The 13,409-nt window shown below is 60.4% G+C and carries 17 protein-coding genes; all 17 read right to left on the minus strand.

The window, feature by feature from the left end:
- Positions 1–25 precede the first annotated feature (25 nt).
- The 17 genes from DBP26_RS19700 to DBP26_RS19780 all read right to left on the minus strand — a co-directional run bounded on the left by DBP26_RS19700 (position 26) and on the right by DBP26_RS19780 (position 13,253).
- Positions 26–784, minus strand: coding sequence for a C40 family peptidase (locus tag DBP26_RS19700; RefSeq protein WP_108239200.1), 759 nt, complete (start codon positions 782–784; stop codon positions 26–28).
- A gap of 2 nt (positions 785–786) precedes the next feature.
- Entirely contained in the window at positions 787–1,536 is a 750-nt protein-coding gene (locus DBP26_RS19705; protein WP_108239201.1) for a phage minor tail protein L, read from the minus strand.
- A gap of 7 nt (positions 1,537–1,543) precedes the next feature.
- Positions 1,544–1,882, minus strand: a complete 339-nt coding sequence (locus DBP26_RS19710; RefSeq protein WP_108239202.1) for a phage tail protein — start codon at positions 1,880–1,882, stop codon at positions 1,544–1,546.
- Positions 1,872–4,238 (minus strand): phage tail tape measure protein, encoded by a 2,367-nt coding sequence (locus DBP26_RS19715; protein ID WP_158541443.1) that lies wholly within the window; start codon positions 4,236–4,238, stop codon positions 1,872–1,874. Before DBP26_RS19715 ends, DBP26_RS19710 begins: the two co-directional genes overlap by 11 nt.
- 171 nt (positions 4,239–4,409) lie before the next feature.
- Positions 4,410–4,538, minus strand: coding sequence for a hypothetical protein (locus tag DBP26_RS27390; RefSeq protein ID WP_256601956.1), 129 nt, complete (start codon positions 4,536–4,538; stop codon positions 4,410–4,412).
- Between the two features lie 80 nt (positions 4,539–4,618).
- Positions 4,619–5,044 (minus strand): phage tail assembly chaperone family protein, TAC, encoded by a 426-nt coding sequence (locus DBP26_RS19725; RefSeq protein ID WP_108239205.1) that lies wholly within the window; start codon positions 5,042–5,044, stop codon positions 4,619–4,621.
- A complete protein-coding gene (locus DBP26_RS19730; protein ID WP_108239206.1) occupies positions 5,041–5,544 on the minus strand; it encodes a phage tail tube protein in 504 nt (167 codons plus the stop codon). Before DBP26_RS19730 ends, DBP26_RS19725 begins: the two co-directional genes overlap by 4 nt.
- Positions 5,545–5,608: 64 nt before the next feature.
- Positions 5,609–5,977, minus strand: coding sequence for a DUF3168 domain-containing protein (locus DBP26_RS19735; RefSeq protein WP_108239207.1), 369 nt, complete (start codon positions 5,975–5,977; stop codon positions 5,609–5,611).
- Positions 5,974–6,459, minus strand: coding sequence for an HK97-gp10 family putative phage morphogenesis protein (locus DBP26_RS19740; RefSeq protein WP_108239208.1), 486 nt, complete (start codon positions 6,457–6,459; stop codon positions 5,974–5,976). Before DBP26_RS19740 ends, DBP26_RS19735 begins: the two co-directional genes overlap by 4 nt.
- The gene (locus tag DBP26_RS19745) at positions 6,452–6,790 is read right to left on the minus strand and encodes a phage head closure protein (RefSeq protein WP_108239209.1); all 339 of its coding nucleotides are present in this window, start codon (positions 6,788–6,790) and stop codon (positions 6,452–6,454) included. The genes DBP26_RS19740 and DBP26_RS19745 overlap by 8 nt, the downstream gene beginning before the upstream one ends.
- Entirely contained in the window at positions 6,790–7,266 is a 477-nt protein-coding gene (locus DBP26_RS19750; protein WP_108239210.1) for a head-tail connector protein, read from the minus strand. Before DBP26_RS19750 ends, DBP26_RS19745 begins: the two co-directional genes overlap by 1 nt.
- Positions 7,267–7,268: 2 nt before the next feature.
- The gene (locus DBP26_RS19755; protein ID WP_108239211.1) at positions 7,269–7,493 is read right to left on the minus strand and encodes a hypothetical protein; all 225 of its coding nucleotides are present in this window, start codon (positions 7,491–7,493) and stop codon (positions 7,269–7,271) included.
- Between the two features lie 40 nt (positions 7,494–7,533).
- The gene (locus DBP26_RS19760; RefSeq protein WP_108239212.1) at positions 7,534–8,709 is read right to left on the minus strand and encodes a phage major capsid protein; all 1,176 of its coding nucleotides are present in this window, start codon (positions 8,707–8,709) and stop codon (positions 7,534–7,536) included.
- Positions 8,710–8,711: 2 nt separating this feature from the next.
- Entirely contained in the window at positions 8,712–9,569 is an 858-nt protein-coding gene (locus tag DBP26_RS19765; protein WP_108239213.1) for a head maturation protease, ClpP-related, read from the minus strand.
- A gap of 3 nt (positions 9,570–9,572) precedes the next feature.
- A complete protein-coding gene (locus DBP26_RS19770; protein WP_108239214.1) occupies positions 9,573–10,880 on the minus strand; it encodes a phage portal protein in 1,308 nt (435 codons plus the stop codon).
- A gap of 153 nt (positions 10,881–11,033) precedes the next feature.
- A complete protein-coding gene (locus DBP26_RS19775; RefSeq protein WP_108239215.1) occupies positions 11,034–12,767 on the minus strand; it encodes a terminase large subunit in 1,734 nt (577 codons plus the stop codon).
- Positions 12,768–13,253: a phage terminase small subunit P27 family gene (locus DBP26_RS19780; RefSeq protein WP_108239216.1), complete on the minus strand. Its 486-nt coding sequence runs from the start codon at positions 13,251–13,253 to the stop codon at positions 12,768–12,770.
- Positions 13,254–13,409 lie beyond the last annotated feature (156 nt).

Below are 13,409 nucleotides of genomic sequence, written 5' to 3' on the forward strand. Positions count from 1 at the left end.
GACTCAAAATTCTTGGCAGTGTGGATCACAACCTTGCGGCCCTGTGCCTGAGGATCAGGCGGGTTCTGTCATGCCAAGGACCGCCGAAGACGATGATCTCGGACGGCCTGCCATACATGTGATGCAGCAAGAACGGTCCCGCTCCGTGCACCTCCGCAGACTCGCCCGGGAGCGCAGGATCGGTGCCGAGATAGATCCCAGCGTGGTTCGGATGCTTGGTGCGCCCTACTTCCATCACGATCATGTCGCCCCGCTGCGGTGTGCCGACACGCTCGAACCCGGCAGCTTCGTAGGCCTGCTCGTACAAGCTTGAGCCTCCGGCCTGCTCCCACCATCCGTCCTCACGCTTGAAGGCTTCGAACTCCAACCCCCACTCGCGCTTGTACCAGTCAGCGCAAACCTGCCAGCAGTCCCAAGCGCCGTGCACGAACGGGCGCCCAAGTAGCGGCGTGTTGCCGGTGGGCACGATGGTTCGCAAGTCGCCCTCCGGCCAACTCAGGATGTGCCAGGGCAACTCGGTCGCCTCACACATGGCCAGGTCGCGCGGGGACGGTCGGCTGGTGGCGTCGGGGTGCGAATGAACGATGCCGATCACCTCGCCCAGGTCTTCGGCGGCGGCGTACTCCTCCGGCGCGATCCAGAATTCTTCGTTCGGCTCCGTCGCGGTGTTCGTGCACGGAATGTACTGCTGCTTGCGGCCGATGCTGATCAGCAGCCCGCAGCATTCCCGTGGGTACTCGGCGGCCGCGTGCGCCTGCACCGCTTTCAGGATGTGTTTCAGCATGATCAACTCCGAGCGATGAGGGAGACGGCTGGGAAACCGCCAAAGGGCAACTGATTACCATCACCGAACCGAGGCACGCACCCGCGCGCCAGCGTGGCATCGCATTCGTCCTTCTCGGGGTCGTCGGTGAGGTTGCCGTCTTTGTCCCGGTATGGACCGGTGTAGCCGCAGTTCGGCCCACGGTATCCACCCGTCATGCACCAGTGGCAAAGCGTCGTCATCTGCCTGCCGATCGACTCCCCGCCCACGTCACCAGGGCTGGCCAGTTCCCACGTTACGCTCGAACCGTTTTCCGAGGTCTTCTGATCGAGGTACCAGACCTCGATCGACTCCTGCGTCGGATCTGCGTTGGGGTTGCCCGCCGGGAAGTTCTCGGCGTCGAGGTAGGTGCCCAGCGTGTGATGCATGGTCAGCTTGAACTCGAGCAGGTCCTCGAAGGCAAGACACAGAGCGGTGATACGCCCATTCACGTTCCCGACTGACAGCTTCGGGCGAACTGCCGTGCCGTCGCCATTGGCCTCGATGCCGTCGATCTGCATCGGCCAGGCGCCGTACTCGTTGCCCTGCCACCAGATCGACTTGGCTGGCAGTTGATCCGCATCGGCGCCAGCGGCCAACAGTTCAGCTGCCGTGTAGGGAATGGCATGCCCATGAAAGCGCAGCACGTCGGCGCCGTAGTCGCTGCCGTCCAGTTCGAATAGGAGCACCTCGCTCCCAGGCTCGAGTACCTGAATATCTTTGATCAGAGGCATATGAGCCCTATGGAAGGTATGACTGGGTGAAGGTGGTAGTCAGCGTGTAAACCCCGGCACCATTGGGTGTGATGGCCGGGGCGGTGGCTCGCCAGAACCCCAGCTCGCCCAGCGGCGGCGTCCAGAAGAACGACTTGAAGTTGCCGTGGCGATCAAGGAAGGCCTTGATCTGCCGGGCCACCGTTTCGTTCACGACGAAGGTGAGGGGCCAACTGTCCTCGCGGTTGTTGATCCCGTCGCCTACCACCTGCTCATAACCGCTCCCAAATTTCGATGAGCGCACCCGGTACCCCGGCGCACTGGTCGGCTCAATCCTTGGGCACCAGGTGAATGTCTCAACGGCCATTGATGACCCTCCAAATCGCGCCACCCGGGCGAAGTTCCTCGGCGATTGCCTGCTGGGCCCCGCGCTTCGCTGTGTCCGCATAGGCCTGGCCGACCGCCTGTACGTCCTGAGTGGAAGCGCCGCCTGAATCAGGCACCGCGATCGTTTGTTGAATGAGCACCTGAGTGGAGGATGCGGCCCCCCCGCCGCCAATCGCCTTCACCCCCAACGAGCCGTCAGAGGTGCGGGATAGCGGCAGAATCGCCTCAGGGCCCGCCTCGCCCATCAGCCCGAGGTTTCCGCCAGCCATGCCGAATGCAGTTGGCGAGGAAACTAAACCGTTTGTGAATGCACCGCCCTTGGCGAACATCTGAATGCCGTCCAGCCACGCCCCGCCCTTCGCCTGGGTCTTCGTCCAGTTCGCGAAGGCTGCACCGGTGTAGTCCGATTGGGACGAGCCCGCGGCTCCGCTGCCACCAAACAGACCAGCGATTGCCGAGACGCCTGCCGAGAGCAGCCCGCTAGCCGCCTGGCGCGCCGCAATCTTGGCCAGGTCCGCCAGCACCGACTTCGCGAAGTCCGCGAACGACGCCTTGCCTTTCACGACGAAACTGCTGACCTCATCTTCCAACCCGGTGAAGACGCTGGTGAACAGGCCCTTGGTTTGTCCTGCCACGTCCTGAGCGCTGTCGAGATAGTCGGCCAAAGCAGCCGTCGCCCCGTTGGTCCAGTCGGCCTGCGCTTTGTCCAAACCGGTGTAATAGTCCTGCTGGATCGCCAAGCGCTCGGCTAACGAGGCTTTGAGCTGCTCGGTTTGTTTTTTGAAGTTTTCCGGACTGAGGTCGCCGGTATTGAACTGCTTCTGCAGGTCAGCCATCTGCTGGTTGTAATCTTCCCGGATGGCAAGATCCTGTTTCAGCCGGTCGCGCGCCTTGTCGCCGAGCCCAATACCCGCAATCTCTTGATCGAAGCCTGACTTCGCTGTCCGGTTGGCCGCATCGAGCGTGGCGGCGTAGGCAGCGGCCTTGGCCTCGTCTTCGTTCGCCTGCTTGAGTTTCTTCTTTGCATCCAGCTCGGCAGCTAACCCAAGCAATCGCTTTTGCTGGTCCGCATTGATGCCGACCAACTTCCCTGACTCGATTTCGAACTGGACCTTTGCGACTTCCGTGGCGTTTTTCCGGGCATCGACCGAGGTGTTGATCAGTTCGATTTGCCGTTGCAGGTCGGTCTCAGAGTCCTTGAAAGAGTCCTGAATCTTCTTGGCGGCAGCGGCCGCGTCAGATGCAGCCTTTTTTGCAGCAGCAGCGGCCGCGGCAATGGCAGCGGGGTTAACGCCAGATCCGGTGCCAGGGGTAACCGACAGATTGGTCTTGGCCAGTTCCGCCGCAGCGGCCTTGGCATTGGCCACGTAGGTTTTGAACGTGTCTCCCGCCAGCGGGGTTTCGAGGTCTTCCTTGATCTTGCCAGCCGCCTGCGCAGCGACGCCGAACTGCACCTGGGCGCTGTTGGCGAAGTCGGCAGCGTTCTGCTTGAACTCTTTGGAGGTCTCCCCGAAGGTCAATGCCCCCAGCGCCGCGTTCGCTTGCGCGGCGAGATTATCAGTGTGGCCCACGGCGGTGGCGAACAAGCCGACCAGGGTGTTGGCCACGATATCGAAAACGCGAACCACCCCGTCGCCTGCGTTGACCAGGAACGCAGTGGATTCGACAAGCTTCTCGCCGAGGTCGCCCACCACTCCTTTCAGGCCGCCTGCCTGCTTGGCCGACGAATTGATGTCCTTGGTGAACTGCGCCAGCACCGGCAGGAACTCGGCGGCCAGCATGGTTTTCGCAGAGGTTAGATACTGCTCCAGACCTTGAACTTCGATCCCGAACTGCTTGGCCGCCGCGATCGTACCTTCGTCCAAGATGACCCCAGCAGCCTCAGCCGAAGCGCCGAGCTCGTCGAAAGCCTTGCCACCGTTGCGCAGCAGCGGGACCAAGGCGGTGGAGTCGCTGGCGATCGCCTCCATGTAGAAGGTCATTTCCTGCTGGTTGACGTTGGCCTTTTCGAGGCTCGTCACGTACAGCGCCAGCGCGTCCTTGCTGTTCAGCTTTTTGAAGCTGTCGGCCGTGACACCGACCTTGGGCGCGATATTGGTGAAGAAGTCCTTGAGCGCGCCACCACCGGTGTTCGCAAAGTCCCCGAGCTTATCGTTGGTGTCCTTGAAGATGTCGGCCAACTTGTCCTGTTGGATGCCGACGCTTTGGGCGCCAGCCGCGTACTTCTGGAATTCCGTCGTGCCCAGGCCGGCCAGGGCCGCTTGGTTCGATATCTCCTTTGCCACACTGGCCGAGTGCACGACCAGCGCGGTGAGCACCGCCGGGATCGAACCCACGGCCGCCCCTACCCCCTTCGCCAGGCTGTCAAACGACTTGGCGATTTCGGCAGTACGCTTCTTGGACTCCTGACTTGCTTTGTCCAGCGGGCCAGTGAAGGCACCGATCTTCGCAATCAGATCAAGCGTCAGGGTGCCCAGTGAGTTGGCCATTCATTGTCTCCAAGATAATCAGGCCCACGCCTCCATCGCTTCCTCAAGGCTCAGTTCGCGGGAAGCCTCATGGGGCAGGAAGTCGGAAAGCTTGAAATCGCTGTCCTTGGAAATCCTGTTGGCATAGATGGTGGTCAGCAACGCCACCGCCCGCTCGATGCGAGCAGCGGGGTTCAGCGATCCGCGCTCGCGCCGGTACTTGGCCCACCGGTTAAACTCACGAAGACTCAGTCGCTCTTGGGCTTCCGCGATCGTGCAGCCGAACGTGATCGCGAGTTCGTGCCAGAGCTCTTCGATGGCGGTGAAGTCGTCGTCTTTCCCAGGTTGTTCACCTCGAAGATGGCCGCCAGCAGCGCAACCGTCAGCCGACCATCCAGGGCGCCGCGCTCAGGATCGGCAGTGCCGGTGATATCGCCCACGGTGAAGATAGGATTGCCTTCTTCATCGCAGACGCTCGCGGCAATACGGCCCGCGAGGTTGTCATGCTTTCCGTTCAGAGCGTTGACATCGCTGACAGCGGCTTGATAGCCCAGCGGGCGGATGAACACGGTGGCGGTGTATTCATCGTCGCCCTGCGACCACTTGATTTCCTTCTCGACCGGGCGCCCAGTGAAAGCGCCCACCGATTTCAGGCTTTCCAGAGTGAGTTTCATGCGCCGGCCTGCGTGGTTTTTGGAATCCAGGCCGAACCGCCAGACCGCTGAATCGTTGCGGCGGTGCTGACTACTGTGTTCGCCGCGAAGTCGAAGGGGAAGTCCGACACGTACCCCCGAAACACGAACCAAGTCCGTGAAGTCGGCAATTCGAAGTCATCACCATCGGCATTCACAGTCGGAGGCGCTTTTCCATCGGACCAACCTACAGCCCAGTTGATGGTTGTATCGCCATCAGCCTCGGACAACTGATGCAGCCGGATGTGACTGGCGTTGTTCGGGTCTGCGTTGACGGTCAACGAGGCCTGACCCGGCGTTCGCAGGCCTTTCTTATAGCTGCGCTCCTGATCCTCAAGGCACGTGTCCTCGATCTGGTCAGCGGGAGCGCCGCCTGGGCTGAACGCCGTCGCGCACTCGATCGCCAGCACAGTCCGAGCACCGTTGCCATTGAGCGGGGGCACCAGGGCGTAAATCTGGGTTCCTTGGGACAGAATCGACATGGTGATCTCCAAATGTCGGGCATAAAAAAACCCGCACAAGGCGGGCCGGATGGTTTGGGTGTGACTATCGGGGGACGAGCCAGTCGATATCGAAGCTGGATCGGTAGAGCTTTGTTTCGGTGTCCTTGCTCTCGCCGCCCCAGCGCGTCACGTAGGCTTGCAACTCGATGGCGGTACTGATGGCCGTGGTCACAGCGCGGGCCGAAGCAGCGGTGGCGCCGTAGACGTCCACCTGCAGGGTGTAGCCGTCCAAGTCTGGGCGACCGGCCAGGTAGTTCTCGGGGCTTCCGGTAACCAGTTGCCAGACCGCATAAGGCTTGGCGACCCCCTCGGGAGCTTCCCCGAACGGGTAAAGCCGGGTGGGCGACACGCCCAGGAGCGCAGTCACGCCAGCATCGGCGGCGCACACGGCAAAGATAGGGGCTGAATTCACGCTGTCGTTCCTTTCTTTGTCGCGCGCCGGATCGCCCGGTCTATGGCTTTTTCGTATTCGGTGACGAAGGTGTTGGTCACCTCGCTGATGTGATCAGCCAAGGCTTTGCGCATGAACGGCTGCGCACGCATCTTCGCCGTGCCGAACTCCAGCAACCGCCAGTGGGGTGTTGGTGCATTCGCGCTGGTGTCGCCGCCATTCTTCAAGACAGCGCCGTGCAGCACGCCGACCCTGAATCCCAGGTCGCCGCTGCTCTTGAACAGTCGGCCGTTCCAGCGGAGCGCGATGTTGGCAGCGATGGATCGGCCCGTTGCCGGGTCGTCGATCCGCTGCGCGCCTTCCTTGGCCTTGTTGGCCACAATTTGAGCGGCCTTGCGGAGCGCCGAGCGCCCGCCTTTGCGCTTGGCGTCATAGCTGATCGCCTCAAGCTTGGAAACCAACGAATCGATTCCCTCGAGCTTGAACTCGACACCGTCAGCCATCGTTCACCCCTTTCGCCACCATAATGGTGAGGTACTCCAGGCCAGAGTCTGGGTCCGGCAGCGCCGGGCCCTTGATGTCGTAGACCTCGCCTCGGTAGATGATCCGCATGGTTGGCAGCACGCCGAGGCGGTATCGAATCACGATGCGAGCCGTCGCCTCGGACTGGGCTGCCTGCGCCGCAAACAGCAGGCGGGCACTGAGCGGTGTTACTGAAGCAGGGACCTTTCGCCAGACCGTTGCCCAACCATGCACCATCTCGCCGGTAACAGGGTCCTGCACCTCGCCCTGGATCTGGAAATCGATGCGGTGCCGCAGCTTGCCAGCCTGCATCACACACCCATCTTGATGCGGTATGGCATCAGCAATGGTCTGGAACCCATGGGCATTTCAGCAACCGCACTGCCTACAATGACATCCTCACGGTTCGCAAAGAGGTGTCCGAGAATCAGGAGGCAAGCGGCTTGAATTGCGGGGTTGAGGACGACGCCATAAACACGGCTATCTGCGTCGACGAGCGCGACCCCGTAAATGAACTCGGCATCCTTGATCGCGGATTGCCGGTCACAGCCGGCGCTAACCTCATCGGCAGCGGCGATCGATTGTTCGTAAACGGCTCGTGCATTGGCCCGCAGTTCTGGAACGAGAAGCCGGTCCGCATCCAAAGATACTTGATCGGCATAGATACGACGCTGGATGAACTGCGCGGCCGACTCCTCCGCTGCATCAAGCATGGCTTGAACGAGATCCTGATCTTCAGGCTCGGCCAGCAGATGGTGCATAGCGGTTTCGATGTCGATCGCGCTCATTTTCAGGAGTCCTTGGCTTTGGCGGATGGCTTGGCCTGTGGCTTCGTCGGCGGTTTTTCGGGTTCCTCAGCGCTTTCGATGGGAGCCTCGCCGACGATCTCGCAGAGACCTTGCTGCATCAGTTCCTTCGCCAACGACTGCGGCGCGGGATAAGGATCGTCGTTGCGCTTGCGGACCTTCCCACGATCTTCATAGCTGCGCAGCGGCTTGATCAGTACATCAGCCATACAAACCTCCAAATGGCCGGTTTCCCGGCCGGTAGATTGATTACTCGGTCAGAGAACCGGTCACGAAAGCCTCGGTGCGATAGATCGCAAAGGCCAGACGCTCTTCCGCACGAATGGTCGCCATGTTCTTCTCGAAGTCGTCGGCGTTCTCGGTCGAAATGAGGATTTCGATTTCCATGCGATCGAAGATCTGCGCGCCGAGTTTGAAAGCGCCCACCAAGAAATCGTCCTGCGTCATAGCCTGGGTGGACACAACTGGGCGATTCCACAGGCGCGGGGTGGTGCCATCTTGAGGCTCGCCGATGATGTAGCGCCCTTCCCCATCCTTCGTCAGCTCGATGGCTGCCCAGTCGATCGGGTTGATGACGATACCGTCAGATGGGAACTCAGCCAGTTCAGCCTGCAGCAGTGCTAGGCGAAGACGGTCGATCCGCTGTTCCCCGACAACAGTCACCCCTGCAGGCGCGGCGTAGGCCTGAGCGACCGTCATGAGTCCTTGCAAGTTGGCACCGGTACCGTTGCCATACAGCAACTGGGCTTCCTCAGCCATCAGGAGGCCGTACCGCGCCCGGGCATCGATGTAGCTCTGCAAAGCCGCGGCGTCGTCCAGGATCTGGCGACTTGCCTTGAAGAGGTGCGCGATGGTGCGCACGTTCGCCGTCGCCAAAGCGAACTGAATGTCCGAGTACGGCTTCGCAGTGGTCTCGGCCACAGGAGCGGCGTTGTTGGTGAAGCCGGTTTCGCGGACGTACTCAATCGAGTTGCTATCCGTGGTGCCAGGTGCGACGAGGTCACGAATCGTGAGGCGACGCTGTGGTGGAGCGATCACGCCCGGCTGGCGGTCGGTCTGAACCAGGCTGCCGCTCGAGGCGGTGGTAATCGCTGCACGCGGGACAGAAATGCGACGCGAACCGCGGAAGGAGGAACTGACGCCCTCCATCTCCGAACTGGCAACGACCAGCTGGCCGGCGCTCTGAATCGGTTCGCTGCGCGGAGTGCTGGAACTTGCATTGACCAGCTTCTGTTCGGCTTCCAGCACGCGCGCCTGGAGCTCGCCCTGCTTGGTCAGCAGTTCGTCAACCTTGGCGCGGGTTTCCGCCTGCATTTCGCCGTGCCGCGTGATTTCCTTCTGGCTGGCTTCCGCCTGGGCCTTGATTTGATCGCCAATGCCTTTGAGGCTGGCGTTGAGCTCTTTGACTTGGGCTTCGAAGTCCATGGTCATTTTCCTTTGAGGGATTTAAGAAGGTCGGTTGCCGCGCTCAGAGAGGCGGAAAGGTCTGGCGCGACAGCGCGAGGCTTGTCGGTCGGGGCAGCGTCATGCGTGCCCCCGCCAGCAGCGCGAAGCGTGCTGGACTTGAAATTTGCGAAGAGTTCGCGGCGTTCGTTGCGCGTAACACCGGCTTTAGCGAGTGCCACGTCCATCGCTTTGAGGGCGTTCGTCTGCTGGCTGGCCTCGTCCTCACGCTCGACGACTTCGTCGGCTGTGAGCAGCCCGGTAGCAAAGCCCAGTTCCAGAGCACGCTTGCCGCGAATGTACGTTTCGTCGTCCATCATCTCGGCGATGTCGGCGGCGGGCTGTCCGCTCGTTTCGGCGTACAGATCAACCATGGCCGCGTCGAACTCCTGCATGTCATCAGCCACGTCACGCAGGTAGTTGCGATTGCCCGCCAACAGCGTCCAGCAGTTGTGAATCATGAGGAATGCGCTTGAAGCGACTTGCCGTTTGGCACCTGCGAGATAAACGATAGAGGCCGCGCTGGCGGCCATACCGAGAACCTTGGTCGTGACTTCCTGACTGTGCTCACGCAGGCGGTTATAGATGGCGATGCCTTCGAACATATCGCCACCTGGAGAGTTGATGTAGACGGTGACCGGCTTGTCGCCTATGGCGCGCAGCGCCGCGTCAATCCGGTTAACCGTCACGCCCTCGCCATACCAGTCTTCGCCGATCACCCCGTAGATGGTGATGGTGTCGGATGAGGTCTCCACCGCCGCGCGTAGAGCCGGATTCCATTTTTCGAGCGCACGCGGGCTCAGCTCGCAGCGGAAGGTGCCAGCTTTCACGTTCAGTTGCATGAGTTACTCCTTGGAAGGTTCCGGCTGGGTGAGCCAGTTCTGCAGAGCAGCCCTTGCGGCTTGCCCGTCATTCTCTTGACCGAGTTGGTCAATGGGTGAAAGGTTGGTTTGCACGGTCAGGACATCAGCATTGCCACCGCGCCGGGGCAGGTTCTCCCGAATTCGGCAATCATCACGGGTGTAGATACCGTTCTGGACCATTTGCGAGTAGAAGGCAGCCCTGGCTGCGCTGTCAGCACGAAGTAATCCTTCGATTGAATATTCCGGGTAGATCACGCGCCGATCACCAGGCGACAGCAGGCTGCGGCTTATGCCTTCCTCGATCCGGCGCATGTAGGCCCGCAACGTGAAAGTCAGGAAACGCAGCAGCTTCTGTTCGAGCCCGGTGCCCCAGTTCGATGCCTTGTCGCTATAGCCCACTAGTGTCGGGTCAACCATGAAAAAGCGGCAAATATCCTCGGCGCTGAACTCGCGAGACTCGAGCAATTGCGCGTCCACAGGGTTGATTCCAATGGTCTTGGCGCTGACGCCCTTCTCCAAGACCGGGGATTTCCCAGCGTTCATTGCCCCGGAAATCATCTGAACGTAGTCGCGGAATTCGTCTCGCTGCTGCTTGTTGAGCGTCGCGTCAACCTCGAATGCCACGGTCTGGTGTAAGCCGTTCTTGAACGTGGCACCTGCCACATCCTCGGCTGACATCGCCGAGCCAAACACATCCGCACCGTAGGCAATCGGTGAAAGCCCGACTTGGCCATCGAGCGAGAATGCCGGGATGTGCATCATGTCCTGGGAGGGTATCTGGCGGCGGTCACCTTTCGGTGGTCGGTACCAGTACATCAGATTCCCTTTATCGTCGACGTCCAGATCGACGCGATTGGGCATCAGGAAGTCCAACGCGACGATGCGAGTGCCCAAGCGCTGGATTTCAACGTAAGCGTTGCCGCGCAGGAGCATCGAGGCGACCACAGCTTCCCAGAACTGCACGGCAGTCATCCGGCTGTTTGGGCTGTTACGCAGAAGCCAGTGGAGGTCGTTGCCGCTTTCCGTCTGCCGCCCACCGTCATCCATCTTGCGGTAGAGGCCGAGCGGCAAAGTGGCAATGGTTTCTGAAATCAGTCGTACACAGGACCAGCAAGCCGTCAGACGCATGGCCTTGTTCACGGTTACCGACTTACCACTCGACGAGGTGCCGAAGTACTGCCCCCAAAATCCCCCATCCGTCATCCGAATGGTCTTTCCGACCCACTCGGTCAACGAAGCCCGGGGAGCACTGGCGGCCGCGGTGAGAACGCGGGAAAGGGTTTTACTCACTGCTCAACCCTCTGCGGATGAACGCCGCTGCAACAAAACAACAGACAGCGCCCGTAATAAGAGCCCAACCGGTTCCGGCCAGGTTGTAGACGCCCGAGGTGACCAGGCCAAAGCCACACAGAGCTGCGGTCAGATAAAGGATGGTTGGCGTGTTCATTGGTAGATAGGGTCTCGGATAGAAGCCATAAGTTGTTCAGCGCCACCGCTGCCCTGAGCGACAATCCGCAACACACTGCCGATGGCCATGATCACCGCAACGGCTCCGTCGATCTTGTTGTCATCGCCTTGCTTGATCGGACGGACCACATCGTCATTGCCTGGGAGGTTCTTGCCGATGACGTTGCCGATACACCAGGTCATGATCGGATTGCCGTCATGATGGAAGCGACCGGCAGTGATGGCCGCCTCGAGCTCCTTCGTGGGATCCGACATGTTGGTGTAGTTCTGGGTGATCGTGATCGGGTTGAATCCTTCATCATCAAGGTCGTGGCTCAATCCTGTCGCGCCATGTGGGTCGATTGGTGATTCGCGAAGTGGAGCTTGGTGATTTGCCTCCTTGGTGTCCTCAAGGATCTCGCGGTAGTCGATCTCGGCGCCGTCGGTCACTTCCAAGTGGCCGGAGTTGATCCATGCCTGGTACCGCTCCGACATACGCTTGTTGTCGCTGTTGTAAACGGTGTCGTACGGAACCCAGAATTTCGGCCCGACGCTGTAGTAATGGATTTTTCCGTCAATTACCCGCCAGAACAGACGCGCCCTTGAGTTCATGTCCAACTTGCGGGCCAAGTCGAATGACGCGATCCACTCTTGCCCTTCGAACTGCTCGAGCGTCAGCGTCTTGTCTTCGCAAGATTTCCAGTCCTCCATGTTGAAGAAGCCGGACTTCGCGCTAACCCACAGGTTTAGGTGCTTCGTTTTGAACGTGTTGGTGAATCGGGCGGACCGAATTGCCCGGGCCTGCTGACTCTCCAAGTACTCTTGGAACACCGACACCCCATGGTTCGGGTTGGCCTTGGCCAACATCTTCGGGTCGGTCCAGTCGTCGCCTTCATCCAAGGTCCAGATGAAACCGAAAAGCTCTTCGTCGGGGACGGTGCCCTCGAGCATTTCGATGACCTGGCGTCGCTTGTCGTAGCAAGGGCCTTCGATATCGGCGCCGGCGGTGGTGATGATGAACATCAGCGGCTGGCGACGGGCGCCCATGCCGGTAAGCATGGTGTCGTATTGAGCAGAAGTCCGGTGTTCGTGGTATTCGTCCACGATCGCGCAACTGGGCGAGGCACCATCGCCGGGGTCGCCGATCAGCGGCTCGAAGCGGCTAAAGTCGGACGGAATGTTCATGTTCGAGGCGTTGACCTCAATTCCTGCCGCCTTGACCAGCATCGGAGACTTGCTGACCATCAGCTTTGCGGGCCTGAAAACCTCCCACGCCTGCTTCTCAGTCGTCGCACCGGAATAGACCTCGGCGCCGTACTCCCCGTCCGCAACGAACATGCTGATGCCGACACCGGCCGCGATGACCGATTTTCCGTTCTTGCGCGGCACTTCCCAGTAGCTTTCGCGGAAACGGCGGTGGCCGCCCTTCTTCCGAACCCAGCCGAACGTGACCGCCATGCCGAACAGTTGCCACGGCTCAAGCGTGATGAGTTGGCGTTTGAACGCCCACTCGCCCTTGGTGTGCGGAAGGAGCTGAATCAGCTTGAGCTTTTTCTCTGCCTTGGCCGGGTCGAACTTAAACCGATACCCGCGTTTGCGGCTGGCTGCCAAGTCGTCAAAGTGGCGTTGGATAGCCAAGTGGATAAAGCGGCAGGCCGGGACCTTTCCTCGGAGCACAGACCGACCCCACGCCATCGCCTTGTCGACGTTGGGGTGCAGGGCCTTGGGCATCTATGAACTCAAAAGTTTGGCAAATTCGTTGGTTTCTTTTTCCTTGTTCCCGCCTATCAAACGCGTCCGACTGGCAGGATCCAGGCCGAGCATTGAGCCGAAGGTCACCATCTGCCGCATCGTCTCGTTCGCCGCGGTGAGTGCGGGGTTTTTCACCGGTCCGCCGGTGGCGCCGGCGACCACAATGCCATGCTTCTCCACCGACTCCTGCGCCATCCGCCAGTTGTCATAAGCTACGCAGAAGGCTTCAACGTTATGCAGATCGGTCAGGGCAACGACCTTCTCCCGCAACAGCTCTGGCACGATCATTTTCCACATCGTGGCAGCGCGCTCGCTCAGCCACCCGGGCGGATCGACATTTTGCACCGTCGAAAAGTTTGGCTCAGACGTGTTCAACGCACGCTTGCCAGGGTTTCCGGCCAGTGCTTTCTTCGCCGTCGGCTTGGGTTTGCGACCACGGCCGGCGACCGTGGCGGTGCCTCCCATCGCGCAACTCCTAAACTTTTAATTTCGCGGGTGTGAAAAAACGATTGAGGGCGCGGTCTAGAAGCGGAAGGCACTAGACTTTTGACCCTCCCCCACCCCAGAAACGAGAATTCGTCTCATTTCAAGCTTTTTTTTCTGATTTTTCGAGACTTTTTT

It is taken from the genome of Pseudomonas sp. RIT409, assembly GCF_003052515.2.
GTDB lineage: Bacteria > Pseudomonadota > Gammaproteobacteria > Pseudomonadales > Pseudomonadaceae > Aquipseudomonas.

Coding starts and splice junctions, on each gene's coding strand:
- DBP26_RS19700 (WP_108239200.1), bottom strand. CDS start 784: ATGCTGAAACACATCCTGAAAGCGGTGCAGGCGCACGCGGCCGCCGAG.
- DBP26_RS19705 (WP_108239201.1), bottom strand. CDS start 1,536: ATGCCTCTGATCAAAGATATTCAGGTACTCGAGCCTGGGAGCGAGGTG.
- DBP26_RS19710 (WP_108239202.1), bottom strand. CDS start 1,882: ATGGCCGTTGAGACATTCACCTGGTGCCCAAGGATTGAGCCGACCAGT.
- DBP26_RS19725 (WP_108239205.1), bottom strand. CDS start 5,044: ATGAAACTCACTCTGGAAAGCCTGAAATCGGTGGGCGCTTTCACTGGG.
- DBP26_RS19730 (WP_108239206.1), bottom strand. CDS start 5,544: ATGTCGATTCTGTCCCAAGGAACCCAGATTTACGCCCTGGTGCCCCCG.
- DBP26_RS19740 (WP_108239208.1), bottom strand. CDS start 6,459: ATGGCTGACGGTGTCGAGTTCAAGCTCGAGGGAATCGATTCGTTGGTT.
- DBP26_RS19745 (WP_108239209.1), bottom strand. CDS start 6,790: ATGCAGGCTGGCAAGCTGCGGCACCGCATCGATTTCCAGATCCAGGGC.
- DBP26_RS19750 (WP_108239210.1), bottom strand. CDS start 7,266: ATGAGCGCGATCGACATCGAAACCGCTATGCACCATCTGCTGGCCGAG.
- DBP26_RS19755 (WP_108239211.1), bottom strand. CDS start 7,493: ATGGCTGATGTACTGATCAAGCCGCTGCGCAGCTATGAAGATCGTGGG.
- DBP26_RS19760 (WP_108239212.1), bottom strand. CDS start 8,709: ATGGACTTCGAAGCCCAAGTCAAAGAGCTCAACGCCAGCCTCAAAGGC.
- DBP26_RS19765 (WP_108239213.1), bottom strand. CDS start 9,569: ATGCAACTGAACGTGAAAGCTGGCACCTTCCGCTGCGAGCTGAGCCCG.
- DBP26_RS19775 (WP_108239215.1), bottom strand. CDS start 12,767: ATGCCCAAGGCCCTGCACCCCAACGTCGACAAGGCGATGGCGTGGGGT.
- DBP26_RS19780 (WP_108239216.1), bottom strand. CDS start 13,253: ATGGGAGGCACCGCCACGGTCGCCGGCCGTGGTCGCAAACCCAAGCCG.